Consider the following 17,472-nt stretch of genomic DNA (forward strand, 5'->3'; position numbering starts at 1 on the left):
TCATCCGGCCAGTTCGGCGACCGCGGCAGCGAACACCTCGTGGTGGAGGTCCACGTCGTTCGTGGTCGTGTCCGGGCACATCAGCGCCATGTTGTGGAACGGCGTGAGCAGCACCCCACGGTTGGCCAGATAGACGTGCAGGTAGTCGTCGAGATCGGCGTCATTGGCCGCGTTGGACTCCCCGCCGGTGCGCGGCGCCGGGCTGGCGAAACGGTATTCGGCCCTGGCCCCGAGCTGGGTGACCGACCACGGCAGGGAGTAGCGGTCGATAACGTCCTGCACGCCCTTGGTGAAGTGGGTGGCCAGCTCCGTCATCCGTGCGAACGCGTCGTCGGTGAGCACATGCTCCAGCGTGGCCCGCATCGCCGCGACCGACAACGCGTTGCCCGCGAGGGTGCCGCCGACGCCGCCCATGTCGACCAGGTCGAGCCCGCTCATCCCCTCGACCTGGGCCGCCACCTCGGCCGACAGTCCGTAACCGCCGCTCGGGATGCCGCCGCCGATCGCCTTCCCGATCGTCACGATGTCCGGCGAGAGCCCCCACGCCCCCGTACACCCGCCCGGGCCGGCGGAGAAGGTGTGGGTCTCGTCGTTGATGAGCAGCGTGCCGTATTTCTCGGTGAGCCGCCGGACCCCTTCGAGGTAGCCCGCCTCCGGCAGCACGATGCCGATGTTGGTCAGCGCCGGCTCCATGAGCACGGCGGCCACGTCGCCGTATGCCAGCTCGCGCTCCAGCGCGGCCAGATCGTTGAACTCCACGACCCTCGAGGTGACCGTCGGGTCGACGGGAGCTCCGACGTTCCCCTCCCGCGAGACCTGCTCCCCGTCCGCGCCCACCACGATGAGCACCTCGTCGACACTGCCGTGGTAGCAGTAGCTGTTGACGAGGATCTTGGGCCGCCCCGTGATCGCCCGCGCCAGCCTGATGGCCCACCGGTTGGCGTCGGTGGCGGTCAGCGAGAAACTCCAGTACGGCAGGCCGAAGCGCCGCCCGAGCTCCTCCCCCACCCAGCCCGCGTCCTCAGTCGGCATCATGACCGTGGCGCCTCCGAGCTCCCCGAACCGCCTGCCGACGGCCGCCACCGTCGCCGCGGGCGAGTGGCCCGCCATGGCTCCCGTGTCCCCCAGGCAGAGATCCACGTATTCGTGCCCGTCGACGTCGGTGACCCTGGCCCCCTTCGCAGTGGCCAGGTAGAGGGGGAACCCGGCTGCGGTCTTGTTCATCCAGGTCATTGGCACCCCGCCGAACAGGTGGCCCCGGGCGGCCTCGTAGGCGGCGGCCGACCGCGGGTTCCGGGCCCGGAAGGAGCCACGCTCCCGGTCGAGAAGCACAGCGAGACGTGAACGGTCGATCATGATCTCTACCTCAGAAAAACTTGTCCAACTACCGATTTTTCCCGAAATCTAATGCCACAGTACACACTGACTTTAGATTTCGCACTAGCCGATAGCAACGAACGGCCGACAGGCCGAGGACAAGGCCTCTTCGTTGAGACCACGTGGCGGAGTGGAGGGCTTATGCCGTACCGGCGTCTAGGCACCCGCGGCGGCAATGGCCCGTCGGGCGACAGGCGGCACCAGGGCGCCGGCAATTAGGAAGATCACCCCGATGAGCACCCAGCCCGCCTGCCCCCAGCCGATGACGGCGGCGACGAGCAGGGCGGGCGCCAGGAGGTCGGCCAGTTGGTAGCCCATGCCGTACACGCCCTGATAGGTCCCGATCGAGCGGGCGGGCGCGAGCTCGTAGGAGAGGCCCCACGAGCCGGCCGCCTGGAACAACTCCCCCGCGACGTGCGCGGATGCGCCCGCCACGAGGACAACCACCGCGACCCATGAGGAAAGGCCCGTGGACAGGGCGAACAACAGGCACGACATCAGGAGGAACCATCCCGAACGCCGCTGGGCACGTGCGGCCCCCACGACGCTCTCGCTGCCCCGGCTCAGCGGGACTTGAAGCATGGTGACGGCCACGGTGTTGAACATGATCAGCAGCGCGACCACGGCGGCGGGCGCGCTGGTGCGCTGCACCACCCACAGCGGGAGCGCGACGGTCAGCAGCCCGCCGTGGAGCGACAGGGCGGCGTTCAGCAAGGTGATGGTGATGTACGGCCGGTCGCGCAGGACGAGCCGGATCGGCCCGTCGTCCGGCTTCCCCGCGGCCTCCACCGGCGGAACCCTCAGGATGAGCAGCGCGCCTGCCAGGTAGCAGACCGAGCAGCCGAGCATCATCCCCAGGTAGACCGCGCGGCCCTGATGGTGGAGCGCGAAGGCCGCCCCCAGCCCGCCGAGCGAGAGGCCCACGTTGGTGACCGCGCGGAGATAGGCCCTGACCTGCACCCGCCTCTCGTGCGGGAGCGCCACGCCGATCAGGGCACTGCGGGCCGTCTGCTCCGCGGCGGCCGTGAAGGTCGTCAGCGTGGTCACCAGCACGAACGCGGCCAGGCCGTCGACGACGACATAGCCGCAGGTCAGCAGGGAGGTGGCGACGGAGAAAAGCAGGGTGACGCCGCGCGGCCCGCGCAGGTCGGACAGCCGCCCCGCCGCGAGCCCGCCGAGGAAACCGAAGACCGCGGCGAACGACAGGCCGAAGCCCACCTCCATCGCGGAGAGCCCGACCGGTCCGGTGAAGTAGATCACGCTGACCGGCAGGAACATGCCGCGGCCGATCGTTCTGAAGGCGGTGGACCATGTGAGCGCTGCCACTGTGCCCGGCGCCGGTAGGAACGCGGTGAGGACCCCCATGGTGGAGGGTCCTCCCCTTGTCAGCGGCAGAGAACCTTCCGGCACCAATTCAGTCCGGCGGTGCCCCGTTCGACGAGTTCCCGGTCGGCGAACTCGTCGGTGCCGAGCAAGCCGAGGAGCGCGTAGGTGTCCGCGGCATAGGCGGCGACGACGTCGTCCGGGGGAAGTGGGGTGTCAATGCCGCGATATCCGGCGAGAAGGGGTGGCTTCAGCAGTCCGTAAGCCTGCATTCTGCCCAGCTCGGCGGCGGGGTCGCCCATGGTGCAGTTGGAGAGGTCGATGACCGCGGCGAGTTCGTCGCCCCGGTAGCAGAGATTTTCCTGCCGCAGGTCCATGTGCAGGAGCCGGAGCGGCGCCGACACGGCACGCTCCGCGATGACCGCGGTCGCGGCCTCGACGAGCGTCCGGTGGTCCTTGACGTCGGCACGGCTCGCCAGGGCGGACACGCGCGTCTCGACGCGCCGGATCATCTGGTCGGGCCGGCATTCGGCCCCGACCGCCGCCTGCGCGGAGCCGGGCGGGTCGATCTCGTGGATGCGCCTGAGCACACCTCCGAGCCGCTCAAGCTGGGCGTCGTTCAGGTCTGCCGCCCCGTCGTTGTCGACGAAGCCCAGCAGCATCCACGAGCGCCGCCCCGCGCCGTCGGCCCGCCGCCACCCGCGCAGCGGCGCCATGGGAACGCCCGCCTCGGCCAGGACGCGGTGCGCCGCGGCCTCCCGCTCGAGCACCGCGCCGAAGTCGACCGTGCCGTCGTAGGCGGAGGGCGCGATCTCGCGCAGCGGGACGCGGAGCACGAGCCTTTCGCCCGCGCCCGTCTCGACGCGGAGGGCGGCGTAGTCGGCGCCCCGCCGCCAGGCGGACACGCGACTGCCCGCCGGAAGCACGTCCGCGAGTTGCGCCGCCATCTGCCGCGCGAGCTCGTCCTCGTCGGGTATCTCGATGCTTTGCAGCAGCGGCGCCCTCTCGGTGAGCTCGGCCTGCTCATGGGGGTCGGCACCGGTCACGTCGTCGACAGCAGTGCTCCTTGGAGTGGGCGGATGCGGCATCCGCGCCGGACTTTGGCCTCGATCGCGGCACCACCATAGTCGATGCGCTCGCACGCGGTGGAGCGGAGCGCCAGGTCGATCATCGTGTAGTAGGTGGCCTCGAAGTATCCAAAACCCTCCCTGCCCGTGAAGCCCGCCAGCTTGGGAATCAGCCACTCCCCTTCCTCCACGGCGAGCACGTGCCCGATCGCCTCGGCGCCGTCCCGCAGGACCGTGACGTGATGCAGCCGTCCCGCGTAATCCTTCTGCAGGGCGAGGAACTGGCCGGCCACCCGCTCCCGATCGGCCTCAAGGCCGTGCCTGCGGTAGTGGGCGACCTGCCGCTCAAGGAGCGCCGGGGTGATCGGCACCTCGCCCGCCACCTCGACGCTGAGCCCCGCTGCCGTGAAGGCGCGGCGTTCGCGCGCCGTCTCCCGTTTGCGTTTCGCGGGGAGTGTGGCGAGATAGTCGTCGAAGGTGGATATCCGGCGGAGGTCGAGGTAAGCGGAGTCACTCATGGGGAACAGCGCGCCCTCCTCCGCGACCTCCTCCCGCAGCCACCCGGGCGCCGGATCCGCGATGTGCGGAAACAGCAGGGTGGTGGCGCCGGCATCCGCGGCCCGGCGGCGCAGCTCCGCGACCAGCGCGCGTACGGCGAAGCCGGCCTCGCGTGCGGCCACGCCGCAGGCGACGTGCAGGCCGGACACGTAGGAGCTCGGGGCGACCACGACGAGGGACGGCTCCGCGGAGCGGCAGCCGGGCTGCAGGTTGGAGAGCCGGTATTTCGTGTGGTGGTCGGTGTCGAACCGCACGTGGAACACCGCCGCTGCCGCCGGCCGCCCGCCCACGTAGGCGATCGCGTATTCGCTCGGGCGATCGAACGACGCCGCGTGGCAGGTGAGCCACCTCGCGGAGAGCTGCGGCGGCCCGCCTGCCACGGCGCTCGCCCAGTCCGCCGAGTCGGGCACGGCGCCCGCGACGTGAATCTCGGTCTGCCGCACTGAACCCCTAATCGGTGGTCACGTCGGTGACGTTCGGCGTGGTGGTGCGGCTCAGCGGATATTCCCCGGGGAGCCGCGTCCCCGCCAGGAGGGCCTGGATCTCCGGCTCCGCGAGGCCGACGCTCACGCTGCCGGTCTCGCTCGCGCCCCTTCTCCTGAGAAACGAGTCGGCGACGGCGTGCACGGCCGCGCGTGCCTCCGGCGTGGCCAGGTCGGCGACGAGCAGGCGGAACACGTCGACGATCTCCCATTCGATCGAGTCCTGGCTCGGGTCGTGGCGCTGCAGGGCGAGCCACTCCTGGGCGTGCTGGAAGTCGATCGTGCCCGTTATGGAGAGGACGTCCGAAAGGGAGATCTCCCCCGCCGCCGCGGCGGCGAACCCTCCGGCGGCCAGCTCGGCGGCGCCGCCGGCGAGGGCGGCGGCCACCTGCCCGGCGATGCTCCGGGTCTTCTCCGCGGCCGACCGCCAGTCCCCGCCGGACGTCGTCCTCGTGTAGGTGAAGCCCCGGTCCGACCACACGCTCTCTCTGACCGTCACCGCCGACTGGGCCCATCCGACCAGCAGATGGCCCGCCTCGTGAATCGCCAGCGCCTCCCGCTTGCGGAGTTCCCGCTTCACCTGGCGCCTCCCACCCGGGCGAAACCCTGGTCCCACTCCTGGGCCAGCCAGGCCTCGTATTCGGCGCCGGCCGGTTTGTCGACGACGATGCACACGGGGCATATCCGGCGGTCCCTGGCCGAGAAGGCGGCGTGCATCTGGGAGAGGTTGTTGCCGATGAGGACATCGCCAAGGCCGCCGGTCACCGTACTCTCGAAGTGCCTGCGCATTTCCGGCCATGAGAGGCCGAGCGTCTCGTAGGACTGGTGGCAGATGAGCCGGGCGCCCGGCCCCTCACAGGAGGCGCAGGGGCAGGACTCCACCATTTCCCAGATCCCCGGGATGGACGCGTATTGGTCCGGCCAGAGCTCGCTTTCCGCCCTTGGGCCGCTGGGCAGGACGTGGTGGGCGGGGTCGGGTGAGCCGAGGAGTGAGCCGAGGTTCAGGTAGCGCGAGTGGTGCACGTCGCTCAGCTCCATCGAGCGGGCGATGTTGTCGCCGAGGAACTCCTCGACCTCGCGGCTGGAACTCGGCGCTCTCCCGTTCTTGTGTTTGTAGGCCGCGACGAGCAGGGCGATCAGGCTGTAGTAGTAGGTCTCCCCTGGGAAAGCGCCCGGGTTGGTGATGAGGAAGCCCTGGTACATCTTGTGGGACGGCCGCTTGAAATAGACCGTGTTGGAGAACACCCGGTCGTCTGTGACGCCGTGCCGGTCGTTGATCCGCCGGGGGGTCAGAAAGCTCGCGTGGGCGCCGTCCTGGTGCGGCAGGAGGAAGCGTGACCGGGCCCGCGGCGCGGTCGGTGTGCCGTAGCTCTCCTCGTCCACCTCGACATAGGCGTCGCGGGGCAGCAGGTGCTCCCGCTGCATGGCCCCGCAGACGCCGAGCAGCACCGCGTGGGCCCGGCGGATCAGCTCCGCGGTGGGCGGAGCCGGCCCGTCCCCCGCCAGTTGGAGCGTCACCGACCCGCCGCCCGCCAGATGCCCGGCGGCCTCCCCAACCCACGGGGCCGCCGGCGTGCCGGAGTACCAGTCCTCGGGCACCGCCACCGTGATCACGGCGATCCTGTGGTCGTCGGACATGCGTCACCCTCCCTGGAGACGGAAGATCGCGTCGAACAGAAGCCTGGCCGCGATCTGCGGAGTGCGCCCCGTCGGATCGAGTCTGGGCGCGACCTCGGCCATGTCGAACGCTCCGATCGGCAGGCGGTGCAGGAGCTCCCACACGTCGAGCAGAGCGCCGCCGGTCAGCCCGCCGAGCGTGACGTTCCCTGTGCCCGGGGCCACCGAGCAGTCCAGGACGTCGATGTCGACGGACAGGTAGACGACGTCGCAGCGCTCTCCCAGTTGGTCGACGAGCGCCTCCACCTTCTCGGCGCCGCCTCGCAGGTCGGCCGACGACACGACCGAGAATCCCCGATCGACGAGGTGGCCGAGCTGTTTTCGCCGCGTCACGTCGCCCACTCCGACGAACGCGATGTTCTCCGGCCGCATGCCAGGCAGCTCGGAGACCCGGCGTGAATTGGAGCCGTGGTAGATCGGCCCGTGCAGACTGCTGGTGTCGCCGAAGTCGAAGTGGTGATCGAGGTTGACGAACCCGATCCGCTCCGGCGGAACGGTTTCCCGCCTGCTCAGATAGAAGCCGGTGAAAGTGCCGATGGTGCAAGAGTGGTCCCCCACCAGGAAGATCCCGCGCCGCCCGCCGCCCAGAAGCTCCCGCACGCCCGCCGCCACCGACGCCGTGGTCGCCATCGGATCACTGGGGAAGACCGTGAGGTCCCCGGCGTCGACGACCGAAGGGTTCCCGTACTCGAAATCCCTGCCGGTGCGCATGTCCGTCATCGGCTCGACCGCACGGGTGGACAGCCCGCTCGCGTAGATGAGACTCGCGGCCCGGACCGCCCGCGGCCCCTCGGCCGCCCCCGGGCGCGAACTCGTGGTCCCGTCGAAAGGAACCCCCGCCGCCACCCAGAGAGCCGGGTCCAAGGGGAGCAGACTCCAGTCGGTCCTGAGCTCGGCGCCGAACAGCGTGGGCACCCCGGCCCACCCGGGGGCACCCACGTCACGGGGCCGGGCCGCCTCGGCCGCCTTGAGGAGGAGCGACGGATCAAACGACGAGCCGCCCGCGTCAGGCATGCCGGCTCGCGACGAGTCCGGTCATCAATTCCACCTTTTCCAAGAATAGTCTCCAGCTTCGTTCGGGCGTGAGATGGAAAGGAGTGAAGACCACGGGCGCGTCCTCTCGCCACTGCGAGAAGTCCCAATTGAAGATGCGGGGCTTCAGGGCCGGGAAATCCGGAACCAAGGGATAGGGCACGAAGTTATATAGATTGGCGAGCCAGATGAGGTCCGCGCACTTCTCCAGCCAACCCATCGTCTCGCTGTGGGCCCGCTCCGTCTCATAAGCGAGCCCGCCCATGAGATTGAGCACCACACGCATGCCCTGCCCGTCGATCGCCGCCAATCTGTCCCGATAGTGGTCGAGCCCCCGGGAGAGTTTCCCCATGCTTCTGAGCATCTCGGTGTCCGCCGACTCAAACCCGAGCTCCACCGCCATGACCCCGAGCTCCGCCATGGCATTCAGTACGCTTTGATTGACCGCCAGCACGTGGGTCTGCACGATGAACCGATATCCAGGCCGATCCCGGAAGACGTCCAGCAGATTCCGCACGGCCTCCTTGGACTGCCCGAACGTCTTGTCCCCGATGTAGACCAGCTTCGTCTCGGGAAAGAGCGCCGCGAACTGATCCACCTCCCGCTTGAGCGCCTCCACGTCCACCAGCGTGAGCTGCCTGCTCCAGGCGTCCCCGCAGAAACCGCACTTGTAGAGGCACCCGTGGCTCGCGTTGAGCCGCAGCAGCGGCACGTGCCCCGAATATCCGGTGAGATGCCGATACGAAGGCGCCCACGTGATCCGTCGCGCACTCACCCCGGCCCGGCTCGCGATCGAGAACACCCTGTCCGTCCCAGGCCGCAGCGCGTCCCGCAACTGCTCGACCCCCACCTGCCCCCGGACCACCCTGCTCGTGTCGCCGGGGGTGGCCAGCCCCGCCATGTTCCCCCCGAGGACGGTGACCCGCCCCGCCGCCTTGAGTGCCCGGCTGACCGTGAGCGCGAGGTCGAAGTTCTGCGCCAGCGGACTGATGAGCACCGCGTCCCCGGGCGAGCTGACCTCGGTCAACCTCGACAGACACTCATCCGCGGACCGCGCGGAACTGAGATCGGCGAAGGAGGACTCGACACCGAGCTCGTCCAGGATCGCCGTGATGTGGGCGACCCAGAGAGGCATCTCCCACAGTCGCTCCGCCGGAATGAAGAACTCCGGAAAATCGCGGGCGAACTCCTTTTCGTAGAGCTTGTAGTATTCGACCAGATCGGGCTGCGGCTCACTGGTCGAGGGAAACGGTAGCTGCACAATATGGGTTACGGACAACGGCGTTCTCCGTAGGAGCGATGCTCCCGGTCGACGGACGAACTGCTGTGTTTACCCGGCAGCCCTCTTCTGAGGACCGCTACCTCTTTCGGTGGTGCCGATCTGCTCACAACGCCACATAGGCATGGTTATCCCAGTGTCACAACAAGTCAAGGAGCGGCACAGTTGCGGTCAGCCATCTATTACCTCCGCAAAGGCGTCTCCCCATGACCGCTGACCGCCAAGCCGTCTGAGCGCCCACGCCGACCCCTTTCAGGCCAGGCCGAAAGGTCACCGGACTCCATGAAAAAGGCCAGGCGATATGCCCTACCATCGGAGACACCTTTGAGCGGACCTCTCGCGTGGCCGGTCACCCCGTTTGGGAGGCGAGTGTCACCCGCAGCCCGGCGACCAGGGAGTGGAGTCCGATCTCGAAGGCGAGGTCCGCAGGTGAGACGCCTCGTTCGCGGGCCGCGGCGTCCCGGGCATGGACGGCCACCGCGAAGGTGGGCACCTCGCAGGCCAGCGGCCCGCTGTCGAACATGTCAGGTGGCGCCACCACGTCCAGAGCCGACCCCAGGATGAACGACTCGACGGCCACCACGACCGGTATGACCATGGGGGTGGGCCAGCCACCGCGTTCGAGCCCGGACGCCACCTGGTCGTACATCCGGAGTGTCCTCAACGCCCCCGTGACGGGAAGGGTGGCGAGGAGGGTGATCGTCGTGGGGTGGGCGGCGAAGGCGGTGCGGTAGCCGTGCGCCCATCGCACGACGGCCTCGTCCCAGGGCAGGCGGGAGAACATCGTGGCGTCGATGGAATGGGTGACGAGCTCGCGGACCCCGGCGAGGATGTCGTCCCTGCCGGTCACGTGGTTGTAGAAGGAGGAGGGGCGCACGCCGAGCTTCTGTCCGAGGGCGGCGAGGGAGAAGCCTTCGGCGCCGCTTTCGCGGATGAGGGTCAGGGCGGCGCGCGTGATGACCTCCCTGGTCAGCACGGGTTTGACGGGCCGGCCGACGCGCCTCGTCACTTTTGCTTCCCCCCTTTTGCCCAAGCTCTCGGCAATCTATCCTCTCAACATAAACTAACGTCATTCGTTTTGGGACGCCAATGACACGCATCCTCTTCCGCAACGGGACCGTCTGGACCGGCACGGGAACCACCACCGACTCCCTCACCGTCAAGAACGGCCGTGTCGAGGCCCTAGGCCCGCAGGCCCTCACCCTCCCGGCCACCGAGACCGTCGACCTTGAGGGCGGCCTGCTCCTTCCCGCCTTCGGCGACGGCCACTGCCACCCCGACCTCGCGGGGTTCGAGCTGACCGGTCCCCAGGTCAGAGGCTGCGCAAGTATCGACGAGATCGCACAGGAAGTACGCCGCTACGCGGACGCCCACCCCGAGGCCGAGTGGATCGTCGGTGGCGGCTACGACTCGACCCTCGCGCCGGGCGGGCTGTTCGACGCCACGTGGCTCGACGCGGTCGTGCCCGACCGGCCGGTCGCGCTGCGCGCCTGGGACTACCACACCCTGTGGTGCAACACCGAGGCCATGCGGCGGGCGGGCCTGTCGTCCGACACCCACGACACCGACCGCGGCACCTTCGCCCGGCGCGCGGACGGCGAACTGCTCGGCACGATGCTCGAATGGGACGCGGTCGACGCGGTCCTCCGTACGGCTCCCGCCCGCACGGTCGAGGACACCGTCGAGGCGCTGCGCGTGGCGACCGAGACCTACGCCGCCGCCGGTGTCACCTGGGTCCAGGACGCCTGGGTCGAGAGCACGTCGGCGGAGGCCTACCTGCTGGCGGCCGAGCGCGGCCTGCTCGCCACCCGGGTCAATCTCGGGATGCGGGCCGACCCCGAGCGCTGGTGGGAGCAGGTCGCGGAGTTCGCCGACATCAGGAAGCGGGTGGCCGTCCACGGGGACCGGCTGACCGCGGGCACCGTGAAGTTCTTCGTGGACGGCATCGTGGAGAACCGTACGGCGTCGCTGCTCGCCCCCTACAGCGACGATCCCTGCACACGCGGCATGCCGGTGTGGTCCTACGCGGAGCTGATCAGGGCGCTCACCGCCCTCGACCGGCTCGGCCTCCAGGCCCACCTGCACGCGATCGGCGACGCCGGCGTGCGCACCGCCTTGGACGCCATCGAATACGTCACCCGGGTCAACGGCCCGAGGGACCGGCGTCCGGTGATCGCCCACGTCCAGATGCTGGACGAGATGGACCTGCCGCGCTTCGCCGCGCTCGGCGTGATCGCGAACTTCCAGCCGCTGTGGGCGCAAACCGACCCGGCGATGACCAAGCTGACCTTCCCCCGACTCGGTGTGGAACGCTCCAGACGGCTCTACCTCATCGGCTCCCTGCTCCGCTCAGGAGCGCGGGTGTCCTTCGGCAGCGACTGGCCGGTGAGCGACCACCGCCCGCTGACCGGGCTGCCCGTGGCCGTGACCCGCGAGAACGCCGAACGCCGACCGGCCGGCGGCTGGCTCCCCGACCAGCGCGTCACCCTCGGCGAAGCGCTCACCGCCTACACGGCGGGCGTCGCCTACCAGGCGTTCGCCGACGACGAGCGGGGACGCCTGACCCCCGGCGCGGTGGCCGACCTCGTCTGGCTGAACGCCGACATCCGCCACCTGGACCCGCACGACATCGCGAGCGGCACAACCGTCCGCGGCACGTGGCTGGCGGCGGAGCGGGTGTTCACACCGGCGAAGGCCTGACCGGACAGGACCGGCCGGCACCTCCCCCCGAAAGAAGCAGGGCCCCCCGGAAGAAGCAGGGCCCCCGGAAGGCGCCGGCCGGCCATGTCACTCGCAAAGGCACGTCACCGGCAGAAGGAGGCCGCCAGGACCGCCAGGGTGGACGCCGCCGTCTCGACCTCCGCCAGCGCCACACACTCGTCCGGCCCGTGGGCCCGCTCGATGTCACCCGGACCGTATTGCACGGCCGGGATGCCGCCGAGCCCGGTGAGCAGCCGCAGGTCGCTGCCGTAGGGTGCGCCCCACACGTCCGGCGGCCCGCCGGTCACCGCCGTGTGGGCCTCGGTCAGCCCGGCGAGCAGCCCCGCGTCCTCTCCTGGCAGGCGGCCCGCGGCGAACTGCCCGCCCCACCACTCCACCGCGACCGGGTTGCCGGCCAGCCAGGCGTCCGCCGTACACGCAGCCGCGACCGCCTCCTCCAGCGCCGCCTTTGCCTTCTCCGGCGGCTCGCCGAGCATGACGCCGAGCCGCCCCTCGGCGACCAGCTCGCCCGGCACCGACGACGACCAGTCGCCGGCCCGCACGGTGCCGATCTCGATCGCGTACGGCAGAGCCCAGCGGGCCATGAGCGGATCCGGGGCGGCGTTGCGCTCGGCCTCAAGGGCGCGCAGCGCGGCGAACACCGGCCAGAACTTCTCGACCGCGCTCACCCCGGCGTCCCGGGTGGAGGCGTGGGCGGCGCGGCCGGGAACACGCAGCCGGAAGGTGAGCGCGCCGGCGTTGGCCGGCACCACGCCGAGGCCGGTCGGTTCGGGGATCACGCAGGCGTCGGCCCGCAGGCCGCGGCGCAGCAGCGCGTAGGTGCCGAGCCCGCCGTCCTCCTCGCCCGCCACGCACGCCACGAGCACGTCGCCGCGCAGCCGCAGGCGGCGCAGCGCGCGCACCGCGAACAGGGCGGCGACCAGCCCGCCCTTCATGTCGCAGGCGCCCCTGCCGTAGAGGAGGCCGTCCCGGACGGCCCCGCCGTACGGATCGACCGTCCACGCGGCCGGGTCGCCGGGTGGGACGACGTCGACGTGGGCGTTGAACATCAGGGTGCGCCCGCCGCCGGTGCCCGGCAGCCGGGCGACGAGGCCGTGGGCCTCGGTGCGCGGCACCTCCATGCCGGGGAAGCCGGGCTCGGCGGCCAGGTCGGCGACGGGGATGGGCCAGTGGTCGACCTCCAGGCCCTCGGCCCTGAGCCACTCGGCGAGGCGCGCCTGGACAGCCGACTCGGCGGGCGAGCCGCCGACGCTCGGGACGCGGACCAGCTCGGCGAGCAGCTCGGCCATCTCCGCCGCCTCGTCCTTGACGGCGGCGGCGACGTCCACGGTCACGGGCGTCTCCCGAGGTAGCCGCCCATGGTGCGGAAGACGTCGGTCGCCGGCAGGTCGTCGCCGGCCTCGGTGCGGACCCGCTCGACGACCAGGCCGCGGCTGCGCCCCTTGCGGGCGTCGGCCCCGGCGACGATGACGACGCCGTCGCCCTCGCGGATGAAGACCCGGCCGGGGGTGCCGCCGTAGACGCCGGTCGACACCGACGCCTTCAGCACGCGGATGCGCTCACCCTTGTAGTGGGTGAACGCGTTGGGATAGGGGTCGGACTGGGCGCGGACGAGCCTTTCGATGTCCTCGGCGGGCCAGGTCCAGTCGATGTTGCCGTCCTCGATCGACCGCTTGTGGAAGAAGCTGGCCTTCGAGCGGTCCTGCGGGGTCCAGGCGGTGCGGCCAGACGCGATGAGCTCCAGCGACTCATGGACTATGGGGGCGATGAGGTCGACGGTGCGGTGGAACAGGTCGGTGGTGGTGTCCTTCGGCCCGACGGGGATCGCCCGCTGCACCACGATGTCGCCGGCGTCGAGTTCGGCGTCCATCATGTGCGCGGTGACCCCGACCTCCTGCTCGCCGTTGATGAGCGCCCAGATCAGCGGCGAGAAGCCGGCGTAGGCGGGCAGCAGCGAGTCGTGCACGTTGAGGGTGCCGTGCCGCGGGAGGGAGAAGATCTCCGGTGGGATCCACGTGCGCCAGTTGTTGGCGACGATGAGGTCTGGGCGGGCCTCGGTGAGGCGCGTCATGAGCTCCTCGTCGTCCGGCCGGTTGCGGAGCAGCACGGGCACGCCGTGCCGCTCGGCGAGTTCGGCCACCGAGTCGTCCCAGATTTTCTCGTACGCGTGGTCGCTCTGGGGATGGGTGACCACGAGGACGACCTCGTGTGCGGACTCCAGGAGCGCCTGTAAGGTGCGGTGCCCCCAGGTCTGGTAGCCGAACATCACGATCCGCATGAACTCTCCTTGTGAGGGGGATCAGGACGGGCTAGGCTCAAACAGTAGATTAGGCGAGCCTAACCTAAATCATCCGTTGGATCTTTGGAAGCCGCCCGGTGGACGCCGTCGACTATCCGGCGCATCTCGCGGCATCTTTTCCCTCCGTCCCCCCGAAAGGCGCCCATGTCTGCTGCACAGCAGTCTGTCCACGACCTGATCGGCATCGGCTTCGGACCGTCCAACCTCGCACTCGCGATCGCCCTGCACGAGGACCGGCTACGCGGACGCCGGCCGGTCGACGCCGTGTTCCTGGAGAGGCAGGCGGCCTTCGGCTGGCATCGCGGCATGCTGCTCGAAGGCACCACCATGCAGGTCTCGTTCCTGAAGGACCTGGTCACCATGCGCGACCCGACCAGCGGCTTCGGGTTCCTGAGCTACCTGCAGTCCAAAGGCCGCCTGGTGGACTTCATCAACCACAAGACGATGTTCCCCTCCCGGCTGGAGTTCCACGACTACCTCGAATGGGCCGCGGCGAACTTCACCGACCAGGTCGAATACGGCTCCGAGGTCATCGCGGTCACCCCGGTGGAGGCCGGCGCGGCCGTCGAGCACCTCGATGTCGTGGCCCGCCGTAGCACCGGCGAACTCGTGACCACGCGGACGCGCAACCTGGTCGTCGCCGCCGGGCTGCAACCGGTGCTGCCCGAGGGCATCGTGCCGGGCCCGCGCGTCTGGCACAGCTCCGAGCTGCTGTTCCGGCTGGCGGAGCTGACCTCGGCCCCCCGGCGCGTGATCGTGCTCGGCGCGGGGCAGAGCGGCGCCGAGGTGGCCGACCACCTGCACCAGACCTTCCCCGAGGCGGAGGTGTGCGCGGTGTTCTCGAAATACGGCTACACGCCCGCCGACGACAGCTCCTTCGCCAACCGCATCTTCGACCCGGGGGCCGTCGACGACTTCTACGCCGCGCCCGAGGCGACCAAGCAAATGCTGCTCGGCTACCACACCTCCACCAACTACTCGGTGGTCGACATCGACCTGATCGACGAGCTCTACCGGCGGCACTACGCGGAGAAGGTCGGCGGCACCGAACGGCTGCGCATCATGAACGCCTCCCGGCTCGTCGACGTGGCCGTCTCGGACGCGGAGGTGCGGGCGAAGATCACTTTCCTGCCCACGGGCGAGTGCACCGACCTCGCGGCCGACCTGCTCATCTGCGCCACCGGCTACCGGCCGGCCGACCCGTTGTCCCTGCTGGGTGAGGTGGGAGCGCGATTCCTGCGCACACCGGACGGAAGGCTGCGGATGGAGCGCGACTACCGGATCGCCGCCGACGACACGATGCGCTGCGGCGTCTACGTGCAGGGGGCGACCGAGCACTCCCACGGGCTCACCTCGACACTGCTGTCGGCGACAGCCGTACGCGCCGGTGAGATCGCCGCGTCGGTCGCCGGAAGGTTGCGCGCCGACCGGCGCCCTTACGCGCTCACCCACTGACGCGAGCGGGCGGGCGGCTCATCACCGGCCGGACGGGCCGCCCGCCCTCGCGAGTTGCCACAGCAGGAACGGTGCCCCGAGCACACCGGTCACCACGCCGACAGGGACGACGGTGTCCTCCATCAGCCGCTGGCCGATCAGGTCACCGATCAGCACGATCGTGGCGCCGGTGAACGCCGAGGCGGTGACCGGCGGCACGGTGAGCCGGGCGAGCCGCTGCGCGATCTGCGGGGCCGCCAGCGCGACGAACAGGACGGGGCCGGCCGCCGCCGTGGCGAACGCCGCGATCGCCGCCCCGCACACCATCAGCGCCAGCCGGGCCCGCTGCACCGGGGTGCCGAGGGCGCCCGCCACCTCGTCGCCCAATTGCAGCGCACGCTGCGGGCGTCCCAGCATGAGTACGGCGGGCAGGAGCACGAGCAGGGCCAGAGCGAGCGGGCGGGCGTTCTCCCAGCCGCGCTCGTTGAGGTTGCCGACGAGCCAGCCGAGCACCCGCTGCGCCTCGTAGGTCTCACCCCGGCTGAGCAGGTAATAGGTGACGCTGGAGCACATCCAGCTGATGCCGACGCCCACGAGGACGATGCGGTAGCCGGTGGTGCCCTTCCTCCACGCCAGCACGTAGATGAGCAGACCGGCGCTCACCGCGCCGGCGAGCCCGAGGATCTGGGTGCCGAGGCCCGCGCCGGTGCCGAGCACGATGCCCGCCGCCACGGCGGCGCCCGCGCCCTGGGTGATGCCGAGCATGTCGGGGCTGGCCAGCGGGTTGCGGGTGACCGCCTGGTAGACGGCGCCCGCCACGCCGAACGCGGCGCCGCTCAGCAGGGCCACGGCGGCCCTCGGCAGCCGCAGCTCCCGCACCACGAAGACCCCCGCCGGGTCGCCCGCGCCCCACAGGGCGGGCACGACCTCGGTGAGCGACATGGTGTAGTCGCCGCTGCCGACGGCGACGGTCAGGCAGAAGGTGAGGAACGCCACGGCGGCCAGCACCGGCCACACCAGCAGGTGCCGCACGTGCAGCACGCCGGAGACGGCGGGTCTGCGCAGGCGGAAGGGCAGGCGACCGGCGAAACGCGGGGTCTTCGCAGTGGTCACGATCACAGCTCCGCGAGGCGTCGGCGGCGGACGAGGGCGATGAAGAACGGCGCGCCGAGGAACGCCACGACGAGGCTCACGTCGATCTCCTGCGGGCGGGCCACGAGGCGGCCGGCGATGTCGGCCGCGAGCAGCAGGCAGGGCGCCACCAGCATCGATCCGGCCAGCAGGCGGCGGTGGTCGGGGCCCGTGACCATCCGCACCAGGTGCGGCACGACGAGGCCGACGAAGACGATGGGCCCGGTGACCGCCACCGTCGCGCCGGTCAGCAGCGTGACCGCGAGCGCGGCGCGGGCGCGGACCCGGCCGAGGCGGTGGCCGAGGGCGGTGGCGACGTCGTCGCCGAGCGACATGCCGTTGAGCGCCGAGCCGATGCTGAGCGCGAGCAGCACGCCGGCGATCAGGAAGGGTGTGATCTGCCACACCGTGGCGGCGGTGTGGCCGGTTAGGGAGCCGGCCGACCAGTAGCGGTAGCGGTCGAGCGCCTCGGGGTCGGTTAGCGCGATGCCGCTGGTCAGGGAGTCGAGCATAAACGTCACCGCGACCCCGGCGAGCGCGAGCTTGACCGGGGAGGAAGTGCCCCGCGTGCCGAGGAAGTAGACCGCGGCGCTCGCCAGGGCCGCCCCGGCGAACGCGAACCACACGGAGGTCAGCAGGCCGGCCACGCCGAGCACACCGGCGGCCACGACGGTCCCGAAGGCCGCGCCCGCGCTGATGCCGAGCAGGCCGGGGTCGGCGAGCGGGTTGCGGGTGAGACTCTGCATGACGGCTCCGGCGAGCCCGAGGGCCATGCCTGTGAGAACCGCCACAAGAGTACGGACGAGCCGTGTATCACGGACGATCGCCGCCACCTGGCCGCTCGCCTCGGGGTGCCCGGGGTCGGTGAGGGCCAGCAGGACCTGGTCGAGGGGGATCGCCCGGCTGCCCAGCATGAGGGACAGCAGACAGAGTCCGACCAGCAGGAACGGGGTGACGGTGAGGAGGGGGAGGCGCCGGACGAGGCGCGGATTCGCTGCCGCCGGGTCGGATGGTGAGGCCCGTTTGGGCGCGGCTGTTCGCTGGGAGTTCACGAAGATCCGATCTGGCGTTTTAGGGAAGGCTTACCTCACC

Annotated in this window: 15 protein-coding genes; 2 read left to right on the forward strand and 13 right to left on the reverse strand. The window is 70.5% G+C overall.

From position 1 onward, the window contains the following. The 9 genes from Ssi02_RS23520 to Ssi02_RS23560 form a co-directional block, all read right to left on the reverse strand. Entirely contained in the window at nt 1-1,356 is a 1,356-nt protein-coding gene (locus tag Ssi02_RS23520; RefSeq protein ID WP_204029230.1) for a transaminase, read from the reverse strand. A gap of 177 nt (nt 1,357-1,533) precedes the next feature. Then, complete coding sequence (locus Ssi02_RS23525; protein WP_204029231.1) at nt 1,534-2,742, reverse strand: MFS transporter; 1,209 nt, start codon at nt 2,740-2,742, stop codon at nt 1,534-1,536. A 20-nt stretch (nt 2,743-2,762) separates the two neighbouring features. Then, nucleotides 2,763-3,746 (reverse strand): phosphotransferase family protein, encoded by a 984-nt coding sequence (locus Ssi02_RS23530; protein WP_204029232.1) that lies wholly within the window; start codon nt 3,744-3,746, stop codon nt 2,763-2,765. After that, on the reverse strand, nt 3,743-4,768 hold the full coding sequence (locus tag Ssi02_RS23535; protein WP_204029233.1) for a peptidogalycan biosysnthesis protein: 1,026 nt from the start codon (nt 4,766-4,768) through the stop codon (nt 3,743-3,745). The genes Ssi02_RS23530 and Ssi02_RS23535 overlap by 4 nt, the downstream gene beginning before the upstream one ends. A 7-nt stretch (nt 4,769-4,775) precedes the next feature. After that, nucleotides 4,776-5,387: a hypothetical protein gene (locus Ssi02_RS23540; RefSeq protein WP_204029235.1), complete on the reverse strand. Its 612-nt coding sequence runs from the start codon at nt 5,385-5,387 to the stop codon at nt 4,776-4,778. Next, complete coding sequence (locus Ssi02_RS23545; RefSeq protein ID WP_204029237.1) at nt 5,384-6,445, reverse strand: hypothetical protein; 1,062 nt, start codon at nt 6,443-6,445, stop codon at nt 5,384-5,386. Before Ssi02_RS23545 ends, Ssi02_RS23540 begins: the two co-directional genes overlap by 4 nt. 3 nt (nt 6,446-6,448) lie before the next feature. Next, nucleotides 6,449-7,498: an arginase family protein gene (locus Ssi02_RS23550; RefSeq protein ID WP_204029239.1), complete on the reverse strand. Its 1,050-nt coding sequence runs from the start codon at nt 7,496-7,498 to the stop codon at nt 6,449-6,451. Further along, the gene (locus Ssi02_RS23555) at nt 7,491-8,795 is read right to left on the reverse strand and encodes a B12-binding domain-containing radical SAM protein (RefSeq protein ID WP_204029241.1); all 1,305 of its coding nucleotides are present in this window, start codon (nt 8,793-8,795) and stop codon (nt 7,491-7,493) included. The genes Ssi02_RS23550 and Ssi02_RS23555 overlap by 8 nt, the downstream gene beginning before the upstream one ends. A gap of 349 nt (nt 8,796-9,144) precedes the next feature. Then, nucleotides 9,145-9,804 (reverse strand): TetR/AcrR family transcriptional regulator, encoded by a 660-nt coding sequence (locus Ssi02_RS23560; RefSeq protein WP_204029243.1) that lies wholly within the window; start codon nt 9,802-9,804, stop codon nt 9,145-9,147. A gap of 80 nt (nt 9,805-9,884) precedes the next feature. On the opposite strand from Ssi02_RS23560, the gene Ssi02_RS23565 reads away from it, so the two are divergent. Further along, a complete protein-coding gene (locus Ssi02_RS23565) occupies nt 9,885-11,495 on the forward strand; it encodes an amidohydrolase (protein WP_204029245.1) in 1,611 nt (536 codons plus the stop codon). Between the two features lie 104 nt (nt 11,496-11,599). Here the strand turns inward: Ssi02_RS23565 and Ssi02_RS23570 are convergent, their stop codons facing one another. Next, the gene (locus Ssi02_RS23570) at nt 11,600-12,850 is read right to left on the reverse strand and encodes an ArgE/DapE family deacylase (protein ID WP_239129439.1); all 1,251 of its coding nucleotides are present in this window, start codon (nt 12,848-12,850) and stop codon (nt 11,600-11,602) included. Then, nucleotides 12,847-13,794: a methionyl-tRNA formyltransferase gene (locus Ssi02_RS23575; protein WP_204029247.1), complete on the reverse strand. Its 948-nt coding sequence runs from the start codon at nt 13,792-13,794 to the stop codon at nt 12,847-12,849. Before Ssi02_RS23575 ends, Ssi02_RS23570 begins: the two co-directional genes overlap by 4 nt. 165 nt (nt 13,795-13,959) lie before the next feature. Here Ssi02_RS23575 and Ssi02_RS23580 point away from each other — a divergent pair, with 165 nt between their 5' ends. Then, a complete protein-coding gene (locus Ssi02_RS23580; RefSeq protein WP_204029249.1) occupies nt 13,960-15,270 on the forward strand; it encodes a lysine N(6)-hydroxylase/L-ornithine N(5)-oxygenase family protein in 1,311 nt (436 codons plus the stop codon). A 21-nt stretch (nt 15,271-15,291) separates the two neighbouring features. On the opposite strand, the gene Ssi02_RS23585 is transcribed toward Ssi02_RS23580, so the two are convergent. Both Ssi02_RS23585 and Ssi02_RS23590 read right to left on the reverse strand, forming a co-directional pair. Beyond that, nucleotides 15,292-16,362 carry a FecCD family ABC transporter permease gene (locus tag Ssi02_RS23585; RefSeq protein ID WP_239129443.1) on the reverse strand — a complete coding sequence of 357 codons (1,071 nt, stop codon included), beginning with the start codon at nt 16,360-16,362 and terminating at the stop codon, nt 15,292-15,294. A gap of 2 nt (nt 16,363-16,364) precedes the next feature. Continuing rightward, the gene (locus Ssi02_RS23590; protein ID WP_239129445.1) at nt 16,365-17,432 is read right to left on the reverse strand and encodes a FecCD family ABC transporter permease; all 1,068 of its coding nucleotides are present in this window, start codon (nt 17,430-17,432) and stop codon (nt 16,365-16,367) included. Nucleotides 17,433-17,472: the final 40 nt, after the last annotated feature.

It is taken from the genome of Sinosporangium siamense, assembly GCF_016863435.1.
Lineage (GTDB): Bacteria > Actinomycetota > Actinomycetes > Streptosporangiales > Streptosporangiaceae > Sinosporangium > Sinosporangium siamense.